17 protein-coding genes are annotated in these 21446 nt (G+C 76.3%); 6 read left to right on the plus strand and 11 right to left on the minus strand.

Translation table 11 applies throughout. The features are described 5' to 3' along the window. Positions 1-145 precede the first annotated feature (145 nt). Positions 146-439, plus strand: coding sequence for an MTH1187 family thiamine-binding protein (locus tag H9657_RS03590; protein ID WP_191780406.1), 294 nt, complete (start codon positions 146-148; stop codon positions 437-439). Here H9657_RS03590 and H9657_RS03595 read toward each other — a convergent pair. From H9657_RS03595 to H9657_RS19530, 4 genes are all read right to left on the minus strand, one after another. Then, positions 429-3452 (minus strand): FAD-binding and (Fe-S)-binding domain-containing protein, encoded by a 3024-nt coding sequence (locus H9657_RS03595; RefSeq protein ID WP_191780408.1) that lies wholly within the window; start codon positions 3450-3452, stop codon positions 429-431. The genes H9657_RS03590 and H9657_RS03595 overlap by 11 nt on opposite strands. Positions 3453-3546: 94 nt before the next feature. Continuing rightward, entirely contained in the window at positions 3547-3987 is a 441-nt protein-coding gene (locus tag H9657_RS03600; protein WP_191780409.1) for an OsmC family peroxiredoxin, read from the minus strand. A 67-nt stretch (positions 3988-4054) separates the two neighbouring features. Further along, the gene (locus H9657_RS03605; RefSeq protein ID WP_191780411.1) at positions 4055-5212 is read right to left on the minus strand and encodes an AAA family ATPase; all 1158 of its coding nucleotides are present in this window, start codon (positions 5210-5212) and stop codon (positions 4055-4057) included. A 17-nt stretch (positions 5213-5229) separates the two neighbouring features. Next, positions 5230-6375: a M15 family metallopeptidase gene (locus tag H9657_RS19530; protein WP_191780413.1), complete on the minus strand. Its 1146-nt coding sequence runs from the start codon at positions 6373-6375 to the stop codon at positions 5230-5232. A 231-nt stretch (positions 6376-6606) separates the two neighbouring features. Here H9657_RS19530 and H9657_RS03615 point away from each other — a divergent pair, with 231 nt between their 5' ends. The 4 genes from H9657_RS03615 (at position 6607) to H9657_RS03630 (ending at position 12985) form a co-directional block, all read left to right on the plus strand. Further along, on the plus strand, positions 6607-7047 hold the full coding sequence (locus H9657_RS03615) for a hypothetical protein (protein ID WP_191780415.1): 441 nt from the start codon (positions 6607-6609) through the stop codon (positions 7045-7047). Positions 7048-7265: 218 nt separating this feature from the next. Next, a complete protein-coding gene (locus tag H9657_RS03620; RefSeq protein ID WP_191780417.1) occupies positions 7266-11396 on the plus strand; it encodes a S8 family serine peptidase in 4131 nt (1376 codons plus the stop codon). Between the two features lie 139 nt (positions 11397-11535). Beyond that, a complete protein-coding gene (locus tag H9657_RS03625; protein ID WP_191780419.1) occupies positions 11536-12309 on the plus strand; it encodes a DUF3806 domain-containing protein in 774 nt (257 codons plus the stop codon). Positions 12310-12445: 136 nt separating this feature from the next. Continuing rightward, on the plus strand, positions 12446-12985 hold the full coding sequence (locus tag H9657_RS03630; RefSeq protein WP_191780421.1) for a hypothetical protein: 540 nt from the start codon (positions 12446-12448) through the stop codon (positions 12983-12985). 28 nt (positions 12986-13013) lie between these two features. On the opposite strand, the gene H9657_RS03635 is transcribed toward H9657_RS03630, so the two are convergent. The 6 genes from H9657_RS03635 to H9657_RS03660 all read right to left on the minus strand — a co-directional run bounded on the left by H9657_RS03635 (position 13014) and on the right by H9657_RS03660 (position 19091). Next, the gene (locus H9657_RS03635) at positions 13014-13961 is read right to left on the minus strand and encodes a 5'-3' exonuclease (protein WP_191780757.1); all 948 of its coding nucleotides are present in this window, start codon (positions 13959-13961) and stop codon (positions 13014-13016) included. Positions 13962-14025: 64 nt separating this feature from the next. Next, positions 14026-15603: a hypothetical protein gene (locus H9657_RS19350; RefSeq protein WP_191780423.1), complete on the minus strand. Its 1578-nt coding sequence runs from the start codon at positions 15601-15603 to the stop codon at positions 14026-14028. Between the two features lie 113 nt (positions 15604-15716). Next, the gene (locus H9657_RS19535) at positions 15717-16361 is read right to left on the minus strand and encodes an RNA polymerase sigma factor (RefSeq protein ID WP_318241256.1); all 645 of its coding nucleotides are present in this window, start codon (positions 16359-16361) and stop codon (positions 15717-15719) included. A gap of 174 nt (positions 16362-16535) precedes the next feature. Further along, entirely contained in the window at positions 16536-18131 is a 1596-nt protein-coding gene (locus H9657_RS03650) for a MinD/ParA family ATP-binding protein (RefSeq protein ID WP_191780426.1), read from the minus strand. A 219-nt stretch (positions 18132-18350) separates the two neighbouring features. Next, entirely contained in the window at positions 18351-18785 is a 435-nt protein-coding gene (locus tag H9657_RS03655; protein ID WP_318241258.1) for an ATP-binding protein, read from the minus strand. Between the two features lie 72 nt (positions 18786-18857). Next, on the minus strand, positions 18858-19091 hold the full coding sequence (locus H9657_RS03660) for a PspC domain-containing protein (RefSeq protein WP_191780428.1): 234 nt from the start codon (positions 19089-19091) through the stop codon (positions 18858-18860). A gap of 146 nt (positions 19092-19237) precedes the next feature. Here H9657_RS03660 and ligD point away from each other — a divergent pair, with 146 nt between their 5' ends. Beyond that, positions 19238-20302 carry a non-homologous end-joining DNA ligase gene (ligD, locus tag H9657_RS03665; protein WP_191780430.1) on the plus strand — a complete coding sequence of 355 codons (1065 nt, stop codon included), beginning with the start codon at positions 19238-19240 and terminating at the stop codon, positions 20300-20302. A 28-nt stretch (positions 20303-20330) separates the two neighbouring features. Here the strand turns inward: ligD and H9657_RS03670 are convergent, their stop codons facing one another. Next, a complete protein-coding gene (locus H9657_RS03670) occupies positions 20331-21443 on the minus strand; it encodes a M15 family metallopeptidase (RefSeq protein WP_225214533.1) in 1113 nt (370 codons plus the stop codon). Positions 21444-21446 lie beyond the last annotated feature (3 nt).

Genomic DNA, 21446 nt, shown 5'->3' on the forward strand with positions numbered 1-21446 from the left:
GCGTCGCCCGGACACTGTCCCACATCTCGGGCGGCCCAGTCAGCCCGTCGGAGGCAGGACGAGCCTGCGTCCCACGTCCTGGTCAGCCGTTCAGGTGAACCTCCGGCCGGTGGACGCGCGCGGTCCGCGGGGGCAGGGTGGAGGCATGCTCATCGCCTTCTCCGTCGCGCCGCTGGGTGCCGGCGAGTCCGTGTCCCAGGCCGTCGCCGACGCCGTCCGCATCGTCCGCGAGTCGGGGCTCCCGAACCGCACGGACGCCATGTTCACGACCCTCGAGGGCGAGTGGGACGAGGTGATGGACGTGGTGCGGCGCGCGACCGAGGCGGTCGGCGCGCACGGTCACCGCGTGAGCCTGGTGCTCAAGGCCGACATCCGCCCGGGTCACACCGGCGAGCTCGACGGCAAGGTGCAGCGCGTGGAGGCCCTGCTCACGGACTGACGGCGCCGCCTGCCCCGTCTGTCGGCGCTCCGCGCCCGGGCAGCCGCGAGGCCAGCAGCTCGGCCAGGTGCACGCCCTGCACGTCCGCGAGCTGCTCGGCCTGCGTGCGGCACGAGTAGCCGTCCGCCAGGTACACGTCGCCCGGGGCGGCGGCCCGCAGGGCGGGCAGCAGCGCGTTCTCGGCGACGGCGACCGACACGTCGTAGTGGCCCTTCTCCATGCCGAAGTTGCCGGCCAGGCCGCAGCAGCCCGCGAGCGCGGAGAACGTCGCACCCGCGTCGGTGAGCAGGCGCCGGTCGGCCGTCCACGTCATGACCGAGTAGTGGTGGCAGTGGGGCTGGACGACGGCCGTGACGTCGGACAGGTCGGGCACCTGCCAGCGGTCGCCGGGGCCGACGGGCGCTGGCGCGGTCAGCAGCTCGGCGAGCGTGCGCGTCTCGCGCTGCACGGCCACGGCCCGGGGGTCGTCGGGCAGCAGGTCGACGAGGTCGCTGCGCAGCACCGCGGTGCACGAGGGCTCGAGCCCGACGATCGGGATGCCGTTGACGGCGAACGGCCCGAGGACCTCGAGCAGGTGCTCGAGCTGGTGGCGGGCGCCGTCGAGCTGTCCGGTGCTGATCCACGTCAGGCCGCAGCACGCGTCGTGGTCCGGGACGAGCACGTCGTAGCCCGCGTCCCGCAGCACCGCGACGGCCGCGTGCGCGACGGACGGCGCGAGGGTGTCGCTGAAGGAGTCGGTCCACAGCAGCACGGGCGGGCGCGGCGCGGGGGTCCCGGCGGCGTCGGGGATCCCGGCGGCCTCGGGGATCCCGGCCTCGTCGACCGTGTCGACCGGCAGCGTGACGGTCGCGGCGTCGCGACGTCCCACGACGCGCACGTCGCCCGACCGCCGGCCCGTGCCGCGCGCCCACGCCCGGAACGGTACGGGCGCGAAGCTCACCATGCGGCGGCGCGTGTCCATGCCGCCGAGCGCGAGGACGGCCTTGGCGACCGGGCGCACGCCGAGCACGGCGTTCGCGAGCGACGCGAGCCCCGGCACGGCCGTGACGAGCCGCGCCCAGCGCGGCAACCAGCCCAGGGCATAGTGGTTCACGGGCCGTAGCCGGCCCTTGTACGTGCGGTGCAGCACCTCGGCCTTGTACTGCGCCATGTCGACGCCCGCGGGGCAGTCCGACGAGCACGCCTTGCAGCTCAGGCACAGGTCGAGGGCCTCGTGCACCTCGGGCGAGGACCAGCCCCGGGAGACCAGCGAGCCGTTCGCCATCTCCTGCAGCACGCGCGCGCGGCCCCGCGTCGAGTCCTTCTCGTCCTTCGTCGCCAGGTACGACGGGCACATGAACCCGCCCGCGGCGCTGTTGTCGGCGCGGCACTTGCCCACACCGACGCACCGGTGCACCGCGGTCGTCATGTCGCCGCCGTCGTGCGCGAACGCGAACCCGCCGGACCCCGCGAGCAGCGGGCGCGCCGCGGGACGGCGCAGGTCCGCGTCGAGCGGGCGCGGCCGCACGAGCACCCCGGGGTTGAGCAGGTCGCGCGGGTCGAACAGGTCCTTGACGGCACCGAACAGGTCGATCGCGCGCGGCGAGTACATGAGCGGCAGCAGCTCCGAGCGCGCGCGCCCGTCGCCGTGCTCGCCGGACAGCGAGCCGCCGTGGCGCGCGACGAGGGCGCCGGCGTCCTCCATGAACGCCCGCAGCGGGTCGCCCGACCGCGTCATCGGGACGTCGAGGCGCAGGTGCACGCAGCCGTCGCCGAAGTGCCCGTACGCCAGGCCGTCGACGCCGTGGTCCGCCATCAGCGCCTCGAGCTGGCGCAGGTAGGCGCCGAGGCGCTCGGGCGGGACCGCGGAGTCCTCGAACCCCGGCCACGCCTGCTCGCCCGACGGCGTGCGCCCGCCCAGGCCCGCACCGTCCTCGCGGATCCGCCACATGGCCGCGGCGTCGGGGCCGGGCGGGAAGATCCCGACCGCGTCGGTGCTCGCTGCGGCCGCGAGCGCCCGCGCGGTGGCCATCGCCTCGTCGAGCGTCGCGCCGCCGACCTCGCACATCATCCACCCCGCCCCGGGCGGCAGGTCCGGCACCGCGGACGCGCCCTTGACGCGACGCACCACGTCGACGAGCCGCGCGTCCATGCCCTCGATCGCCAGCGGCGCGTGCGCGAGCAGCGCGGGGACGTCGTCGGCGGCCGTCGCCATGTCGGGGTAGCCGAGCACGACGAGCACAGGCGCGGACGGCACGGGCACGAGGTCCACGGTCGCGCCCAGGAGCGTCACGAGCGTGCCCTCGGTGCCGACGAGCATCTTGGCCAGGTCGGTGCCGTGCTCGGGCGCCAGGTGCTCCAGGGAGTACCCCGACACCTGGCGGCGGAACCGGCCCAGCTCGGTGCGGACCACGTCGAGGTGGCTGCGGACCAGCGCGTCCAGCCCCGGGACGACGTCCAGCGCACCCGCTCCGGCGCCGGCGGTGAACCGGCGTCCCGTGCCGTCGACCACGTCGAGCTCGACCACGTTGTCCGCCGTGCGCCCGAACGCCACGGCGCGCGGCCCGCACGCGTTGTTGCCGATCATGCCGCCGAGGGTCGCGCGCGCCTGCGTCGACGGGTCGGGGCCGAACCGCAGGCCGTGCGGCGCGGCGGCCCGCTGCAGGTGGGACATGATCACGCCGGGTTCGACGCGTGCCGTGCGGGCCTCGGGGTCGATCGACAGCACGCGGTTCACGTGCCGCGAGAAGTCCAGGACGATGCCGGTCCCCACCGCGTTGCCCGCCACCGACGTCCCGCCGCCGCGCGAGGTCAGGGGCGTCCCGGTCTCGCGCGCGACCGACAGCGCAGCGAGCACGTCGTCGACGTCCTGCGGGAACACCACGACCTGCGGTACCACGCGGTAGTTCGAGGCGTCGGTGGAGTACTCCGCACGGCGGCGGGAGGAGTCGTCGACGCTCCCGCGCACGACGGCGCGCAGCGCGTGCACGACGTCCCGGACGGCGGTCCCGGTCGCGTCGGTCGTCACAGCCACGGTCGGCAGTCTCCCACCGCGCCGCCGGGACCTGCACCGGCCGTCCAGGGGGTAGGCGCGCCGGCGGCGCGTGAACGCGCCGCCGGCCGCACCTTCAGGACTCCAGCGCGGCGTCCAGCGTGATCTCGGTGCCGGTCAGCGCCTTGCTGACCGGGCAGCCCTTCTTGGCCGACTCGGCGGCGGCACGGAAGCCCGCCTCATCCAGGCCCTCGACCTCGCCGCGGACCTTCAGCGCGATGCCCGTGATGCGGAAGCCGCCGGCCGGGTCCGGGCCGAGGCTCACGTCGGCGGTCACCTCGAGCGCGACGGGCGTCCCGCCGGCCTCGGCGATGTCCGCCGAGAGCTGCATCGCGTAGCAGGACGAGTGCGCCGCGGCGATGAGCTCCTCGGGGCTGGTCGTTCCGCCGGCGTCCTCGGCCGCGCGCTGGGGGAACGAGACGTCGTACGTGCCGACCTTCGAGCTGCTGAGCTCGACCTGGCCGCTGCCGTCCTGCAGCGTGCCGTTCCAGGCGGTCCGTGCGGTGCGCGTGGGCATGTCCACTCCTCGTACGTCGGTGGGTGGGCGCGGCCCGCGCCCACGTCCGACCCTAGGCCGCACGGTGTCAGCGTGCGCGCTCCAGGTGGGCCGCGACGACGTGCGGCGGGGCCCCCGCGGCCCGCAGCGCCCACGCCGCGCGGGCGTGCAGCGCGCGGCGCTGCCCCTCGTCGAGGGCGGCGTACAACGACGTGCGCACCAGGTCGTGGCGGAACACCAGGCGGTCGCCGCGCGCGTGGACGACGCCCGCCGCGAGCCCGTGGCGCAGCGTCCGCCAGCACTCGGTCACCGGCTCGCCCGCCAGCGCGGCCAGGTCACCGACCACGAACGACCCCCCGAGCACCGACGCCTGCCCGAGCATCGTCAGGACCTGCGGGCCCAGGTGCTGCACGTGGGCGCGCCCGACCTCGTCGAGCTCGTCGAGCCACCCCGTGCCGACGGCCTCCACGACGCCGCCGCTGCGCTCGAGCACGCCGCACGCCTCGGCGGTGCGCAGCACGTCGACGACGAGGCGGGGGTTGCCGCCCGTGGTCCCGAGCACGCCCCGCAGCGCGGGACCGATGCTGCCGGCGTGCAGCAGGTGCTGCGCGAGCTCGGCGGTCGCCGCGGGGCTCAGGGGCCGCAGCTCGAGGTACCGCGCGCCCGCGCGCGTCCAGCCCGCGACGACGACGTCCAGGTCGGCGCGGTGCGGCACGCCGCGCATCGTCATCACGGTCAGCGCTCGCGGCAGCGCTCCCTCACCGGCGAGGCCGGCGAGCAGGTGGAGCGTGCACGGGTCGGCCAGGTGCACGTCCTCGAGCACGAGGACCCAGGGACCCGGCTCCCCGCGGCGCCGCACGAGGGCCGCGAACAGCTCGTCGGCGCGCGCGAACCGGGCGGGCGCGTCGGAGCGCTCCCGTGGCAGCACCTCCAGGAGCGCCGTGAGCTCCGCGACGACCGGACCCGCGTCGTCGCGGCCGCGCGCGGGTCCCAGCAGGGCGTCGGTCAGCATCGCGTACGGCGCCGCCGTCGGGCCGACCGCCCGGCCGAGGCACACCTCGATCCCGAGCAGCTCGGCGGCCCGCTGCAGCGCCTCGACGAGGCGGGTGCGTCCCACACCCGCCTCGCCCTCGAGCAGCACGGTGGCTCCCCCGCCCGTGGCGACGGACGAGAGCAGCTCGTCGATGTCGTCGAGCTCCGCCCCGCGCCCGACGAGGGGGCGCGTCGGCGACGTCGGCTCGGTCATGCAGCCGATCGTATGACTCAGCCGACGTACTCCCAGTGCCACGCCTCCGGCTTGCTGCCACCGGCACGGGCCCACTCGGGCAGGATCCACTGGAACGAGGGGGCGTTGTCACGCATCCACTGGTGCTGCGCGGTGCCGAACGTCTGCACGCCGCCGCCCAGGTCGACGGCCACGCCCATGCCGTGGTTGGACGTGCCCGGCGCGGCGCACATCCTGCCCTTGGCGGCCCGGCAGGCGACCTGCCCGGCGTAGGAGCGGTAGGAGTCGGAGATCGTCAGGGGCGTGCCGAACCGTGCGGCGTACGCCGCGTTGAGACCCTCGAGGGCCTCGGCCGCGTCGCAGCGCAGCTGCGCGGAGGGGGCGAACGAGGGGCTGCACAGGGCGGACGCGGGCACCTTGCCGTTCGCGTAGCCGCCCAGCGACGCCTTCCACGCGGCCCGCTGGGCCGCCTGCTCGGCGGCGGCGCGCTCGGCCTGCTCGGCGGCCTGCTGCTCGGCGACCTGCGCGGCGAGCTGGGCCGCCTCGGCCTCGGCCCGCTTCTGCTCCGTCGTGCTCAGGACGACCTGGGCCGCCTGGCGGACGCGGTCGAGCGCCTCGCGCAGCGGTGCGGTCAGGGGGTCGGTCGTGTCGGGGAGCGTCGTGTCGACGAGCGCGTCGGTCTCGGCGGGCGTCGCGGGCTCCGCCGCGTCGTCCGCGGGCGCCGCGTCGTCGGTCGCGGGCGCCGCGTCCGTCGTCGGCTCGGCGGTCGGCCCCATCGTGGCGGCGTCGGGGGTCGTCGCGGGCGTCGCGTCGGCCTCGCCGCGCTCGGCGCTGCGCGAGGCGCTCCTGTCGCGCCGGACCACCGGCTGGGCGTCGACGTCCGCGATCGCCTCCTGGAGCTCTGCGGTCGCGGCGTCCAGCTCGGCGAGGACGTCCTCCGGGACGGCGACCTGTGCCGCGTCGGCCCGCACGCGCCCGACCTGGTCGACGGCGGCGATCGCCGCGTCGACGGCCTGCGCGCGCAGCTGCGGCGACGCGGTACCAGCGTCGGGGGCCAGCGCGAGCGTCGGCTCGCCGGCGACGGACGCGGTGCTCGGCTCCTCGGCCTCGGCGGTCACCACGACGGCGCCCATGCTCAGGACCAGGCCGAGCGCGACACCGGCCTGGGCGATGCGGGTGGGCACGCGGCCCGGGGTCAGGGCGCGGGGGAGGTCTGTCGACGCGGGGCCCGGAGCGGCGTGCCTGCCGCCCGACGACCGACGCCGGATCCACTTTCTGTCACTCACGCGAAACACGTTAGGTGTCTCGGACGATCGTCCAGCCCACTTGAGGCTCCGGAGCAGGCGAAGATGTTGTGCACATCCTGTTACCAAGCCGTCACACGTTACGACGGTGGCGGCCGATACGCTGGGCCCGTGCCTGCAGACGACGTGCGACCCGCAACGGTCGACACCGTCCCCTCGACCCCCGAGCCCGCCCCCCGCGACAACCTCGACGACCTCTACGACATCGCGCGCCTCGCGCGCCGTCTCGACGTCGAGCACGCCACGATCCGCGTCTGGCTGTCCCGCAAGGTGCCGTGGCTGCCGCAGCCCGACGGCCGCCTCAACGGCGGCGCCGTGTGGCGGGCGACGACCCTGGAGGGCATCGAGGACCGCCGCTTCCGGCGCCGCCCCGGCCGCAAGCCGCGCTTCACCGCGGCCCCCGCAGCCGCTGACGTGCCGCGCACCGGCTCGATCCCGATCGTGACCGCCCGGGTCCTCGCGGAGCGTGCGCAGACCCCCGCAGCCTCGGCCCCCTCCCCCGTCGGCGTGCCCACGCCCCCGCACGGCCTGGAGTCGTTCGCGGCACGCTGACCCCCCGGCGACGCGCCGTCGCCGGACCCCGACGAAGGCGACGAAGCCGACCGAGGGGAAATTGTGAGGATGGGGTGACGAAACGCCTACCGGTCAGTAGCGTGCACTCGTACCCGGGGCGCTGTGACAGCAGCCACACCCAGGTGTGACGTCGCCGGGGGCTCTCCCGTCGTGACGCCTTCCCGTTCCGCTTCGTCCGACACCCCGGGATGAGACACATGCCACGTCGCCCGATCGCTGGTCTGACCGCCGTCTCCGTCGTCCTCGCCGGCGCCCTGCTGGGCGCCCCCGCCGCCTCGGCCGCACCACCGACCGCCGACCTGTCCGACCTCCTCGTCGACCGTGACGTCCCGGTCGACCGCGTCGAGGGTGTCGGTGACGCGCTCGCCGACGCCAGCGGCACCGTCACCGCCTTCGTCGAGCTGACCACCCCGTCCGGTGTCGAGGTCGCCGCCGACGGCGGCAGCCCCGCGCAGGTCCGCGCCGCCGCCGACGCCACGCAGGCCGCCGCCGAGGACGTCGTCCCCGCCGAGGCGTCGCAGTCCGGTGCGCGCACCGCCGCCGCGCAGCCGCAGCGGCTCGCGACGGTGACCAACCTCGTGTCCGGCGCCCTGGTGCTCGGCGACGCCGCGCAGCTGCGCGCGCTCGCCGACGACCCCGACGTCCGCTCCGTGCGCCTGGTCGCCAGCCGCACGCTCGACAACGCCGCGCAGGTCGAGTTCACGAAGGCCCTGGCCACCTGGCAGAGCACGGGCGTCCTGGGCACCGACGTCACCGTCGGCATCATCGACACCGGCATCGACTACACGCACGCCGACTTCGGTGGTCCCGGGACCGTCGAGGCCTACGAGGCCGCGTACGGCGCCGACGGCACCGGTCCGGTCCCGGCGGGCTCGTACGACCCCGCCAAGTTCCTCGGTGGCTACGACTTCGCGGGCGTCGACTACGACGCCGACGGCGAGGGCGAGCAGCTCGTCCCGGCGCCCGACGAGAACCCCATCGACGTGCACGGGCACGGCACGCACGTCGCGGGCACGGCGGCGGGCTACGGCATCACGCCCGACGGCGAGACGTTCGACGGCGACTACTCCGAGCTCGAGTCGGTGCTGGACTGGCCCGTCGGGCCCGGCACCGCGCCCATGGCCGGGCTCTACGCGCTCAAGGTCTTCGGCGACGTCGCGGGCTCGACCAACCTCACGGCGCTCGCGCTCGACTGGGCCGCCGACCCCGACGGCGACGGTTCGTTCGACGACCGCCTCGACGTCCTCAACCTCTCGCTCGGCGGCGCCGGCGCCCCGGCGGACGACCCGGAGTCCGCGCAGGTGGCCGAGCTGACCGCGCTGGGCACGACCGTCGTGCTGTCCGCCGGCAACGAGGGCGACGTCGAGGACATCGGTGGCTCGCCCGGCAACGGCTTCGCCGGTCTGACCGTCGCGTGGTCCGTCGGCAAGGACCTCGCGTTCGACGCCGTCGAGGTCGTCGAGGCGTCCGACACCGAGCTCGTCGGCCGGCACGCGGGTCAGAACTCCGTCGCCTACGCGGGCGAGGACGTCACCGCGACCGTCGCCTACGTCGGCGAGCGGTTCGACGGCTGCGAGGCCTTCACGGGTGAGCAGGCCGCGACCGTCGCGGGCAAGATCGCGTACCTCTGGTGGGACGACGACGACGCGAGCCGCCGGTGCGGCTCGGTCGCGCGGTTCAACAACGCGACGGCCGCCGGTGCGGTCGGCGTGATCCTCCCGACCGAGCTCGCGGTGTTCTCCGCCGGCATCTCCGGCAACGAGCAGATCCCCGGGTTCCAGATGACCGCGGCCACCACCGACGCGCTGCTGCCGGAGATCGAGGCCGGCACGCTCGTCGCCACCATCGGCCCCGGGCTCGCGCTCAGCACGCGGCAGGACGTCGGGGCCGACACCCTGAGCCCGTCCTCCTCGCGCGGCGTGCACGGCTCGCTCGGCTGGGGCAAGCCCGACGTCGCGGCCCCCGGGCAGCAGATCGTGTCCGCGAACGTCGGCTCCGGCACCGGCGCCTCGTCGAGCAACGGCACGTCGATGGCGTCGCCGCACGTCGCGGGCATCGCCGCGCTGGTCCGCGAGGCCCACCCGGGCTGGTCGGCCGCGCAGGTCAAGGCCGCCATCGTCAACACGGCCACGCACGACCTCGCGACCGAGGCCGGCGGCGACGTGTTCTACGGGCCGGCGCGCGTCGGCTCGGGCCGCGTCGACGCGCTCGCCGCGGTCACGAGCGACACCCTGCTGTACAACGCCGAGCGGCCGCAGCAGACGTCGGTGAGCTTCGGCGTCGTGCCGCTCGCCGACGAGCCCGTGACCATCCGCAAGGCCGTCACGGTGCAGAACCTGGGCTCGACGGCCCGCACCTACAGCACGCAGGTCACGTCGAGCACGACCTCCGGCGGGGCGACCATCACCGCCGCGCCGGCGAGCCTGCGGGTCCCCGCGGGCGGCACGGGCATCGTCACGCTGACGTTCACGGCCGACCCGGCCACCGTCGCGCGTGACATCGACCCGACCCAGCAGGCCGAGCAGATCGAGGGCATCGCCCGCGAGTACGTCTCGCAGGTCTCCGGCCGGCTCGTCCTGACGTCCGGTGACACCCGGTGGCGCCTGCCCGTGCAGGGCACGCCGCGTCCCACGACCGACCTCGAGGCCGCGGACGTCACGTTCCCCGACCCGTCGGCCGGGACGGGCGAGCTCACGTTCAGCGGTCGCGACGTCGAGTCCGAGGGCTGGTACGGCCTGGCGACCCCGCTGGTCCACGCCGCCGACTCGCCGCGCCTGGAGGCGCTGCCCGCCGGCGCGGAGACGTCGCGCTCCACGGTCGCGGCCGGCGACATCCGCCACGCGGGCTGGGCGTCCACCGCACCCGCGGTGACGGCCGCCGGCGGTGACCCGACGCTCGAGGGCTACCTCGGCATCGGCATCGCCACCGACGCCGACTGGGCGGTCCTCGGCCACGCGCTGGCGCCGCGCATCCTCTTCGACACCGACGGTGACGGCGAGACCGACGTCGCGGCGCGCGTGGGCAAGCTGGCCGACACGGACTACACCGTCGTCGAGGTGTACGACCCGGCCGACCCGGAGGAGGCGCTCTTCGGGCCCGAGCTGCTCTACCCCTTCGCCGGGGACGTCGAGGCGGGCGCGTTCGACAACAGCACGGTCGTCGTGCCCGTCCCGCTCGAGGCGCTCGGCGTGGAGCCGGGCACGAAGGTCGGCGTCACGGCGCAGATGCGCAGCTCGTACGCCTTCCCGGCCGACGGCGTCGTCGACGAGGTCCAGTTCACGGTCGACCCGTACGACCCGCCGCTGTGGTTCGAGTCCAACGTGGGTGCCGACTTCGTGTCGCAGGCGTTCGACGGTGCCACCGTCGACGTCCACGGCGGCCCGGGCGCCGCCGAGGCGGACATCCTGGTGCTGCACCACCTCAACGGCACGGGCGACCGCGCGCAGGTCGTCGACGTGACCGTGCCCGACGTCGTCGAGACGACCACGACGCTCGACGTCGAGTCCGCGTGGACCGCGGGCGAGGGGACCCTGTTCCAGATGACGGTCACCCCGCGCGAGGCCACGGGCACCTTCACGCTGTACGACGGCGACACCGAGCTCGGCACGACCGAGGTCGTCGACGGGGCGGGCGTCTGGGGCACCGAGTCCCTGAACGCGGGGACGCACCAGCTGCGGGCGGAGTACCGGCCCGACACCCCGGTCTACGCGCCGTCGACGTCGAACGTCGTGGAGGCGGTGCTCGCACCGTCGGCCTCCACCACGACGCTGCGCGTCGCCCCGGCCGTCGTCCGGTACGGCCAGCAGGCCACCGCCACCGTCACGGTGACCGGCCAGAGCTGGGCGCCGTCCGGCAAGGTGACGATCCGCGAGCGCGGCAAGGTGCTCGCGACCGCGGACGTCACGGTGGACGGGCTCACGGGCACGGCGACGGTCGCGCTGCCGCGCACCCTGGCGACGGGCACGCACGCGCTCGTCGCGGTGTACGAGGGCAACGACGACGTCGCGGGCTCCCAGGGCGCCACGCAGCAGGTCCGGGTCGTCCCCGGGTCCTCGAAGGCGACGCTCGAGACCGCGACGTGGACCGTGCCCGCGGGCAGCACGCCCACGATCACGGTGCGCGTGGGCGGCGGGGACGGGGCTCCGGCCGCGACCGGCCGCGTCACGGTGCTGCTCGGGCTGCGGCCCGTCGGCACGTTCCGCCTGGTCGACGGGGCCGCGACCGTGACCCTGCCGGCCGTGCGGACGTCGAGCGTCGTCACGGCGCTCTACGTCGGTGACGCGGGGTACCTGCCCACGGCGACGGCGCACACCATGCGCGTCGGCTGACCTCGCCGCCCGCGTCGAGCGGGTGTCGTCCGGGCATCCGTCCGGGCGACACCCGCTCCTGCGTGTCAAGACGTGGTGCGGCAGAGCCGATGGTCCCGGCATGGGACTGGACCGACGGACGCCGCAAGGGAGCGGATCCGTGCTGCCCACACCCCACGGACCGACCGACGTACCCCTGCCCGCGGGTGCGGGGGACGCCACCGTGGACAAGGGCCGCGCGCCGGACGAGGTCGCGCTCCTGCGCGTCGTCGAGCACCTCGCGGACGTCCCGGACGGCGAGGCGACGGACGGTGAGCACGTGAGCGACGAGGTCGCGGACGAGGACGCCGAGCCTGCTGCCGGCGAGCCCGACCCCGGGGAGCCGGACGACGACGACGAGCCCGAGGACGCCGGAGAGCCCGAGGACGCCGAGACTTTCGACGCCGTCGCGGCCGCTCCCCCGGCCCCCGCCGCGCACGCGGTCGGCCCGGTGGCTGCCGCGCTGTCGGACACGCGCCACCGCATCGACGAGCTCAACGCGCCCGAACGGCTGTTCCTGGCGCAGCAGCGCGCGCTGGTGGCAGGCCTGTGCGCGGACCCGTCCGACGCCGCGCTCGTCAGCGCCCTGTTCGACCGGGTGCGCGAGCAGTGGCAGCAGGCGGACGACCGCCCCGACCCGCGCCCGCTGGCCGACGCGTTCGGCGTCGCGCTCGGCGACCTCGTGTGCGCGCAGGCCGAGGACCTGGGCTGGGCCACCTGCAGCGACCGCTACGGCACCGAGATCGTCCTGGCACGTGAGGACCCCGAGATCCTCGTGTACCCCGTCGCGGCCGTCGCGCAGCACTGGTCGCAGGCGGCCCCGGGGTGGTTGCTGCGGCACCTGGCGACCGTCGTGCAGGGCGTCCTGGAGGACCGGGCCCCGACGGACGACTGACGCCCCCGTGACCCGCGGGCCCCGGCCGCCTCACCGTCCCCCGGAGGCCGCCGGGGCCCGCGCCTGCGGCCACCTGCGTGGCGCGCACGCCGCGCGTCGGCTCACACCACGGCCCGGGCGTGCCGATACTGGTGTCGTGACGACCTTCGACGACACCGGCATGTTCGAGCTGGTCGACGACACCCGGGGCGAGCCCGAGCCCCCGCAGCGGGCCCGCGTGGTCGTCGTGCTCGTGGTCGCCGCGGCCCTCGTCGTGGCGGGAGTCGTGTGGCTGCTCGCGGTCAGCGGGGACGACGACGCGGCGGCCGAGCAGATGACCGTCTCGCTCCTCGACCGGCCCGCGGAGCCCACGGACGAGGTGGCCGCACCGGTCGTCGACGAGACAGGCATCGACCCCTCGACCGCGCGCTTCGCCGTCCGCACGACGGCCGGCCAGCACTACGCGGCCCTGCGCTGGGGGGGCGACCTGTGCCTCGTGGCCGTGCCCGTCGGTGACGCGGCCCGCGTGGTGTGCGTCGCACCGTCGCCGCGCGCGACCGTCACGATCTCCGGCGAGGACGGGTCGCGCGTGCGCCTGGGCACCGACGACGCACCGGCGCCGGACACCGCCGAGGGCTGGCGGGCCGCCGGGACCAACGTCTGGGTGCTCGACGCGCCCGGGCCCGCCGCCGGCTGAGTCCCGCCCCGGCCAGTCCTGCGGCGCGTCAGCCGCGCGTGTCGGCAGCGTCCGTCAGCACGTCGACGATCCGCCGCACGCTCGACGTCAGCCCCCACCGTTCCGCCAGCGCGACGAGCGCGTCGGGGTCCGCGGGGACCGTCGGCAGGCGGTCGTCGACCTCGGCGACGGGTGCGTCGGGCGCGACGGTCACCACGCGCGGCGCGACCGCCAGGTAGTCCGCCGCCGCCGTCAGCCGCGTGCGCTGGGTGGCCGTCAGACCCTTGTCACCCGCGTCGCGCGCGGCCAGCACGCCCTCGAGCGTGCCGTAGCGGCTCAGCATCGCCGCGGCGGTCTTCTCACCGATGCCGGGCACGCCCGGCAGGCCGTCGCTCGGGTCCCCGCGCAGCACGGCCATGTCGGCGTACGCCCGCCCGGTCGGCACGCCGTAGCGCTCGCGCAGGACGCCCTGGTCGACCTCCAGCATCTCCTTGACGCCCTTGACGGGGTACAGCACGCGCACCGGCACGTCGTCGTCGACCAGCTGGAACAGGTCCCGGTCCCCCGTCACGACGTCCACCGCGGCGCGCTCGCCGGCGGGACGCGCGGCCTCGCGCGCGACGAGCGTGCCGATGACGTCGTCGGCCTCGTACCCCGGTGCGCCGAGGCGCGGGATGCCCAGGGCCGCGAGCACCTCGACGATGACAGGCACCTGCGCCGTCAGGGCGGCGGGCACCTCCTCCTCGCCCGTCGTGCCCGAGACCTCGCGCGCGACGCGGTGCGCCTTGTAGGACGGCACGGCCTCGACCCGGAACGCGGGGCGCCAGTCCTCGTCCCAGCACGCCACGAGGCGCGTGGGGTGCCGGTCGGCGACGAGCCGGGCGATCATCTCGACGAGCCCGCGCACGGCGTTGACGGGCGTGCCGTCCGGTGCGCGCACCGAGTCGGGCACGCCGAAGAACGCGCGGAAGTACAGCGACGCGGAGTCGAGCAGCAGCAGGCGCCCGGCCCCGCCCGTGCGAGTCCCCTCCGGCTCGCCACGCTCCCCCCTCGCGCGCCCGTCAGGCGGCGCTCAGGTCGAGCTGGTCCTCGACGACCGCGACGACGCTCCACGTGCCGCCGTCGGCGTCCGTCAGCTCCCACGCGGGCACCAGCAGCGTCGCGCCCGTCGGCGTGGTCAGCAGCGTGACGCCGAGCCGTGCGCCCGTGATCGTGACGTGCTGGACCGGCCACGCGACCGGGTCGCCCGGAGCGGGCACGGCCGGCACCGTCGGCTCGTCGGCAGGCTCGGCCTGCATCGACACGCTGTCGTCGGCGGCCGCACCCTCGGCGCGTGCCGCCAGCGGCACCATGCCGCCGAAGGAGGCCCCGAACCGCGGGTCGTTGAGCCGCTCGACGGCCTCGTCGGCGCTGATGTGGTCGTACGTGCCGAGCTCGACGAGCGTCGCGAGCGGGCCCGACACCGACTGCACGCCCGTGCCGACCAGCTGCACGGACCAGCCCAGGCCCGTCTGCGTGCCGTCGACGACCTGCGCGGCCGTGACGCTCACGAGGCCCGGCACACCCGTCTCGTCGGAGACCGTGAGCTCGTACCCTCCCGGGTCCACGCCGAGCCGGGTCATGAGGTCGCGCGCGGCGGCCGCCGCGGCGTCCCCCGTCGGGGTGCTGGTCGGGTCGCACACGCTCGGGTCGGCGGGGGCAGGCTCCCCGGGTGCGTCGGGCGCGGGCAGCGGCTCGACCGCGACGCCCGGCTCGGCGCCGTCCCGCGGGGCGACGTCGGGCTCGACGGCGCTCCCCTCGGCCGCCCCCGACGACGTCGCGCCGTCGAGCGTCTCCGGGACGCCGCTCGTGCACACCGACGGGTCCCAGGCGCGGTCGTAGAACCACATGCTCGCCTGCCCGTCCACGCCCACCTGCACGGTCGCGGACCGGCCGTCGTTCGCCCCGACGACCCACTGGCCCCACTCCTGGCGCGGCTCACCCGCGACGCCGAGGACGCCCGCGACGCGCGCGGCGGTGGCGGCGGTCGCCGCCGACGTCGCGTCGAACGCCCAGGCCCGGGCGGACCCCGCCGCACCCGCGAGCCCGCTGCCGCTGAACACGGTGCGTCCCCCGAACCAGCCGGGGCCCACCATCCTGCTCCGGACGTCCGCACCGGACATGTCCGCTGCAGCTGCCGTCTCGGGGGCCCCGCCCGCGCCCTGCAGCGCGATCGGCGGCGCCGACGGCTCGTCGGCGCCCGCGGCGCCCACCGCGTAGCCCCCGCCGCCGACGAGCGCGACGCCCGCCGCGACGGCGGCCACCTGCAGCCACCGGGCCGCCGGGCGGCGCCGCGCACGTGCCGCCGCGAGCTCGTCCGTCTGGCCCGAGCCGCCCGCGTCCCCCGCGTCCCCCGCGTCCCCCGCGTCGAGCGTGAGGCCCGTGGTGTCGGCGAGGCGCGCGTGCAGGCGGGCGGCGTCGGGTGCGGCCTCGGCGGCCGGGTCCGCGGCGCGGACGCGCGCCACGGCGGCGGCCGTCCCGGCGGTGTCGGTCGGGCCGTCGGTCGGGCCGTCGGTCGCGCCGTCGGTCGGGCCGTCGGCCGGGCCGTGCGGCACCGGCTCGTCCGGCGTGCCGTCGCGCGGGTCGCGGGTGTCGTCCATGTCGTCCTCCTGGGGCGGTCGGAGCCCGATCGGTCTCTGCCCCGTATGTGTGCGGGCGGGCCCCCGTCTTGCACGCGGGCGGCGCCCGCAGCGGGATGGGCGTTGTCAGGAGATCAGGGCGCGGCGTCCGCGAACGCCGCCCGCAGGCGTGAGCGCGCGCGCGACAGCGCGGCGTCCGCCCCGCCGCGCCCGATGCCGAGCGCGGCCGCGAGGCCCTCGCCCGTCAGGCCCTCCCACGCGTGCAGCAGGAGCACCTCGCGGTCGCGCGCCGACAGCGCGGCGAGCACGGTCCGCACCGTCTCGTCGCGCACGGCCCGCAGCGCGGGGTCGTCGGCGTCGGCCTCGTCGGGCACGTCGGCGACGAGCACGGGCCGGCTCTTGCGGCGGTGGTTCGCGACGACGTACGACACGGTGCGGTACAGCCAGGGCAGCTCGGCGCCGGCGGGGACGTCCTCGCGGCGGCGCCACGCGACCGTCAGGACGTCGGCCGTGAGGTCCTCGACGTCCGACGCGCCCACGCGCCGCACGACGTACCGGTGCACCGCGGTCGCGTGGGCGTGGACGAGCCGCTCGAACCACGCCGCGTCGCGGGGCCCGTCCGGTGCGGCGTCGTCCTCGACGCGTCCGTCGCCGCGCACCGCGCGGTCGGTCCCGCCCGCGCGGTCGTCCGCGGCCGCCCGGTCGTCCCCGACCGTGCGGGCCTCCCCACGCTGGGCGGCGGCTCGGTCATCGGTGTCGTGCTCAGGCTGCGCGGGCACTGCGGCTCCCGGGTCGGGCGGACGGGCGTGCGGGCGGGGGCGGTCACGCCCCTCACCCCACGGTGTCGTGGACCACCCGGATCTTGCACGCCGCCGCGCCCGGGTGTCGCCCCGTCGCCGAGCGAACGCCGCGGCCGGCGGCGCGCTGCACCGCCGGCCGACCGAGCGCGTGCGTCAGAGACCGTCGGCGACGATCGCCGTCGCGCGCAGCCACGCGTCACGCGTGGCGGGGCGCAGGTTCGCGTGGTCGATGGGCCCGCCCGACACCAGGGCCTTGTCGTGCGGGACCTCGACGACCGCGCGCGTCAGGGCACCGAAGTGCGAACGCAGCCGCTGCCGCAGGTCCTTGTCGACCTTCGGCTCGGGGAACGACAGGATCGTCACCGCCTGGCGCACGAGCTCCTCCTGGCCCGTCGCGCGCAGCGCGTCGAGCGCCCACGCGGCGGACTGCGCCGTGTCCTCGCGCAGCGTCGAGACGACGACCAGCTGGTCGGCCGACTGCACGGCGGCCTGCCAGTTCGAGGCCCGCATGTTGTTGCCCGTGTCGACGACGAGCACGCGGTAGAACTGCGTGAGCACGTCGTGCAGCGCCCGGTAGGACGCCGCGTCCACGCTCTCGATCGACGCCGCGTTCTCGTCGGACGCGAGCACGTCGAACTGCTCGTCCTGCTGCGTGCGGACGTAGGAGTCCAGGTCGCCGATGCGCAGCGTGCCGCGCTGCGTGAGGTCGGGCAGCGCGTGCAGCAGGTCCACCGCGGTGCGCTGGTGGTCCGCGTGCGACGAGCGCCAGCCGAGCGTGCCGCGCGTCTCGTTGTTGTCCCACGCGAGCGTGTACCCGCCCCGGACCAGGCCGAACGTCGACGCGAGCAGCATCGTCGCGGTCGTCTTGTGCGCGCCGCCCTTGGGGTTGACGACGACGACCGTGCGCGGGCCGTCGAACGTGCGGCGGATCGCCTCGATCTGCGAGCGGCGCGCGCGCTCGGCGGCGCCCGGCCGCGGCGCGACCGCCCCGAACGTCAGGCGCCGCACGGTGCGCTGCCAGCCGCGCTCCGCCGGGCCCTCGTGGGCCGGGTGGCGGGCAGCCAGCAGGTCGTCGAGCGTCGGCAGGACCGCGGGGTCCGACGCGCGCCGCTCGGCACGGGTCTCGCCGCGTGCCTCGCCGCGGGCCTCGCCACGTCCCTCCGCGCGGGCCGCGGCGGGCGCCGCGGCGGCGGGCTCGGGGGCGACGGGGACCTCGCCCGACGGCACGGGTGCCTCGGGCGCCACCGCGGGGACCACGGCCGTCGCACCGGACGGGACACCGGTGGCCACGACCGGGGTCGGCGTGGACAGCGGGTCGGCCTGCGACCACGCCGGCTCCACGACGGGCACGGGCGCGCTCAGCGCCGCGAGGTCCGTCTCGTCGGCCTCGTCGACACGGCCGTCAGGGTGGATGAGCAGCGCCCACAGCCCGTCCGGGTCCCGCACCTCGACGGGCAGCGCACGCCCGGCCTCCGCCGCGATGGCGGCGATGCGTCCCGTGATGGCCGCACCCGCCTCCGCGAGGTCGGCCATCGCGATCATCTCGCGGACACCGTCGACGCTGATCTCGCCGGTGCCGTCCTCGCGGACCTCCGCGGAGATCTGCGGCAGGTGCACGGGCGCGTCCGGTGTCGGCGCCACCGCCGCGACGGCACCCGTCGACGGTGCCGGCGCCGTGTCCGGCGTCGCCTCGACCGCCCCCGTCGCAGTGCTCGGTTCCATGGCCACGTTGCCGCCCTTGCGCGTCATGTCTGCTCCCTACGTCCTGCCCGGCGCGCGACCACCGTCACCGGCACCCCGCAGGCGCGAGCACGCCACATCCTGGACGAACGTATCGCCACACCTCGAAGTACGCACAACGGAGCGGCGCCAGGCCGTGCACCACGCGTTTCGTCACGCGCTCCGGCGCTCGCACGCGGGGGCGCCCCGGGCGGGAGGTGGGGGCGCCGGCGGACGTCCGAGCGCCTCTCAGGCGTCGGTGTCCACCTCGAACCACACGGTCGTCCCGCCGTCGGGCGTCCGCGCCGACCCCCATGCCGTCGACAGCGCCTCGACGAGGGCCATGCCGCGCCCGCTGGGCTCGGTCGGCTCGGGGTGGCGCACCTGCGGGAGGCCGCCGCCACGGTCGGTCACGGCGACGCGGACGACGTACCCGTCGACGCGCACGGCCACCCGCACCGGCTCGCCGGCGGGCCCGTGCACGACGGCGTTGGACACCAGCTCACCCGCGAGCAGCTCGATGACCTGGTTGGACGCGCCCCCGACCCCCGCGCCCGCCACCGCGCGCATGACCCAGTGACGGGCCTGGCGCGGGGCGCTGCGCTCGGCGGTCAGGACCACCTCGTCGTCGAGCAGCGGCGGGGGTGTGCCACGGCGGCTGCGAAGGTCCCGGACTTCTCCCACGGTCACCAGGGTGCCCGACGGGAGGCCGTCGCGCCGCTCGGGACCCACGAGGTGGACACCTGACCGGGTGGCTCAGGGCGTGCGGACCGGGGCGACCCAGCCCTGCGGCGGCATGCAGACCCACAGGATCGCGTAGATGAGGAACGGGCTGCCCGGCAGCACGAGCAGCGCGAGCAGCACGAGCCGGACGACCCAGGCCTCGATCCCTAGCCGGACCGCCACCCCCGCGCACACGCCGGCCAGCCAGCGCCCCGTGTACGGCCGCGACAGCCCTGCTCGTGCGAATGCCTCTCGTACGCCGTCCATGCGTCCTCCTCCTGCGTCGGTGGGTCGAGTCTGGCGTCCGCGCGGGCCCCGCGCCTCCGGGGTGGCCCCCCATCCGCCCCTGAACCTGCCCCTGAGATCCCGGCACGGGGAAGCGGGTGTCGGCGCCCGGCCCTACGGTGTGAGCCATGGCACAGACCCCCGCGGTGGAGCTCGACGTGCGCGGCCGGACGGTCCGCGTGAGCAGCCCCGACCGCGTCGTGTTCCCGGAGCGTGGGCTCACCAAGCTCGACGTCGTGCAGTACTTCCTCGCCGTGGGCGACGGCGTGCTCGGTGCCCTGCTGCACCGGCCGACGACGCTCGAGCGCTGGCCCAAGGGCGTGTTCGAGGGTGCGCGGATGGCCACGCGGCAGGACTCCTCGGGCGACGCGTTCTACCAGAAGCGCGTGCCGCAGGGCGCGCCGGAGTACGTCGAGACGTCGCGCATCGCCTTCCCGTCGGGCCGGACCGCGGACGAGGTCGCGCCGACCGAGCTCGCGGTCGTCGCGTGGGCGGCCAACCTGGGCACGCTCACGTTCCACCCGTGGCCGGTCGTCCGCGACGACGTCGAGAACCCCGACCAGGTCCGCATCGACCTCGACCCGCAGCCGGGCACCGACTTCGACGACGCCGCGCGCGTCGCCCCGCACGTGCGCGAGCTGCTCGCCGAGCACGGCCTCGAGGGGTTCCCCAAGACGTCCGGGGGCCGGGGCCTGCACGTCTTCGTGCCCATCGAGCCGGCGTGGTCGTTCACCGACGCGCGGCGGGCGACCATCGCGTTCGGTCGCGAGCTCGAGCGGCGGCTGCCGGACGACGTCACGATGAAGTGGTGGAAGGAGGAGCGCGGCGCCAAGATCTTCGTCGACTACAACCAGATGGCGCGCGACCGCACGATCGCCTCGGCCTACTCGATCCGCTCCAACCCGCGGGCGACGGTCTCCGCGCCGCTGACGTGGGACGAGGTGCCGGACGTCCACCCCGACGACTTCGACGTCCTGACGATGCCCGGGCGGTTCGCCGACGTCGGCGACCTGCACGCGCGGCTCGTCGCGCACGCCGCGCCCCGCTACCGCCTCGACTCGCTGCTCGAGCTGGCCGACCGGCAGGAGCGCGACGAGGGCCACGGCGACCTGCCGTACCCGCCCGAGTACCCCAAGATGCCCGGCGAGCCCAAGCGCGTGCAGCCCAGCAAGGACCGCGACCGCCCGCGCTGACACCGGCGATTGGGACGCGCGGTGCTCGTCAGCCGCGGTACTCGTAGTGCCAGTACTCGGGGTTCGAGCCGTTCTGCCGCGCCCAGGTCGGCGACACCCAGCCGTAGGCGGGGCCGTTCGCCACGAGCCACGCCCGCGCGGGCGAGTCCCAGCCGTAGGCGCACGGCAGCTCCGGGACGTCGAGCGCCAGCCCGGTCCCGTGCGACGACGTGCCCGGCACCGCCGCGACCGAGCCGAGGGCCGCGCGCATCGCGACCTGGGTGTCGTAGTCCCGGTACGTGAGGTCGAGCGCGAGGTCGTGGCCCAGGGCGGCGCGGAACGCCACGTTCAGCCGCTCGAGCGCCGCGGTGGCGTCGGAGCGCAGGTAGAACGGTGTGCCGCGCGAGTCCCGCGCCCACGACACCGCGGACAGCGCCGACGCGGGGAGGCGTCCGTTCGACCCGTCGCCGCCCTCGGTCGGCGCGGACGTGTAGAACGCCGGGCCGCCGTACGTCGTCGCGCACCTGTCCGTGCCCGTCGACGAGCCGCTCGCGGCCGACGCCGCAGCCCGTGGCCGCGCCGCGGGCGCCGCAGCGCGCGCGGCCTGGCGTGCGGCCGCCTGCTCGGCTGCGGCGACGCGCTCCTGCTCGGCGGCCACGGCCGCGTGGACGGCCTGCTCCGCCTCGCCGACCTCGGCCGTGAGCCGGCGCGCGACCGTGGGCGAGGCGCTGGCGGCCGCCGCCTCCGCGGCGTCGAGCCGGGCGGCGAGGGTCACACGGGGCGTCTCGTCCTCACCGACCCGGCCCGCCGACTCCTCGACGGTGAGACGCCCCTGGGCGACCGCCGCGGCCAGGGCGGCACGAGCGCCTGTCTGCAGCCCCTGCGCACCCGCCACGTGCGAGGTCGTCGTCGCGGCGATCCGGGCCGCGGAGTCCTCGTGCACCGCCACGAGCGCGCGCTCGACCCGTGCCTGCGCCGCCTCCCGCAGCCCCAGGGCCTCGCGGCGCTCGGCCGCGGTCCACGCGGTGGCCCCGCCTGCCACGCCGACGGCGATCGAGACGGCGGCGACGACGGCGACGGCGACGCGACGGATGACGACCTCCCCCGGGATGGACGACCACGCTAACCCGCACCCGCTGACGTCACACGTCCGGGGGCTCAAGCA

Source organism: Cellulomonas avistercoris (genome assembly GCF_014836445.1).
In the GTDB taxonomy this organism is placed as follows: domain Bacteria; phylum Actinomycetota; class Actinomycetes; order Actinomycetales; family Cellulomonadaceae; genus Cellulomonas; species Cellulomonas avistercoris.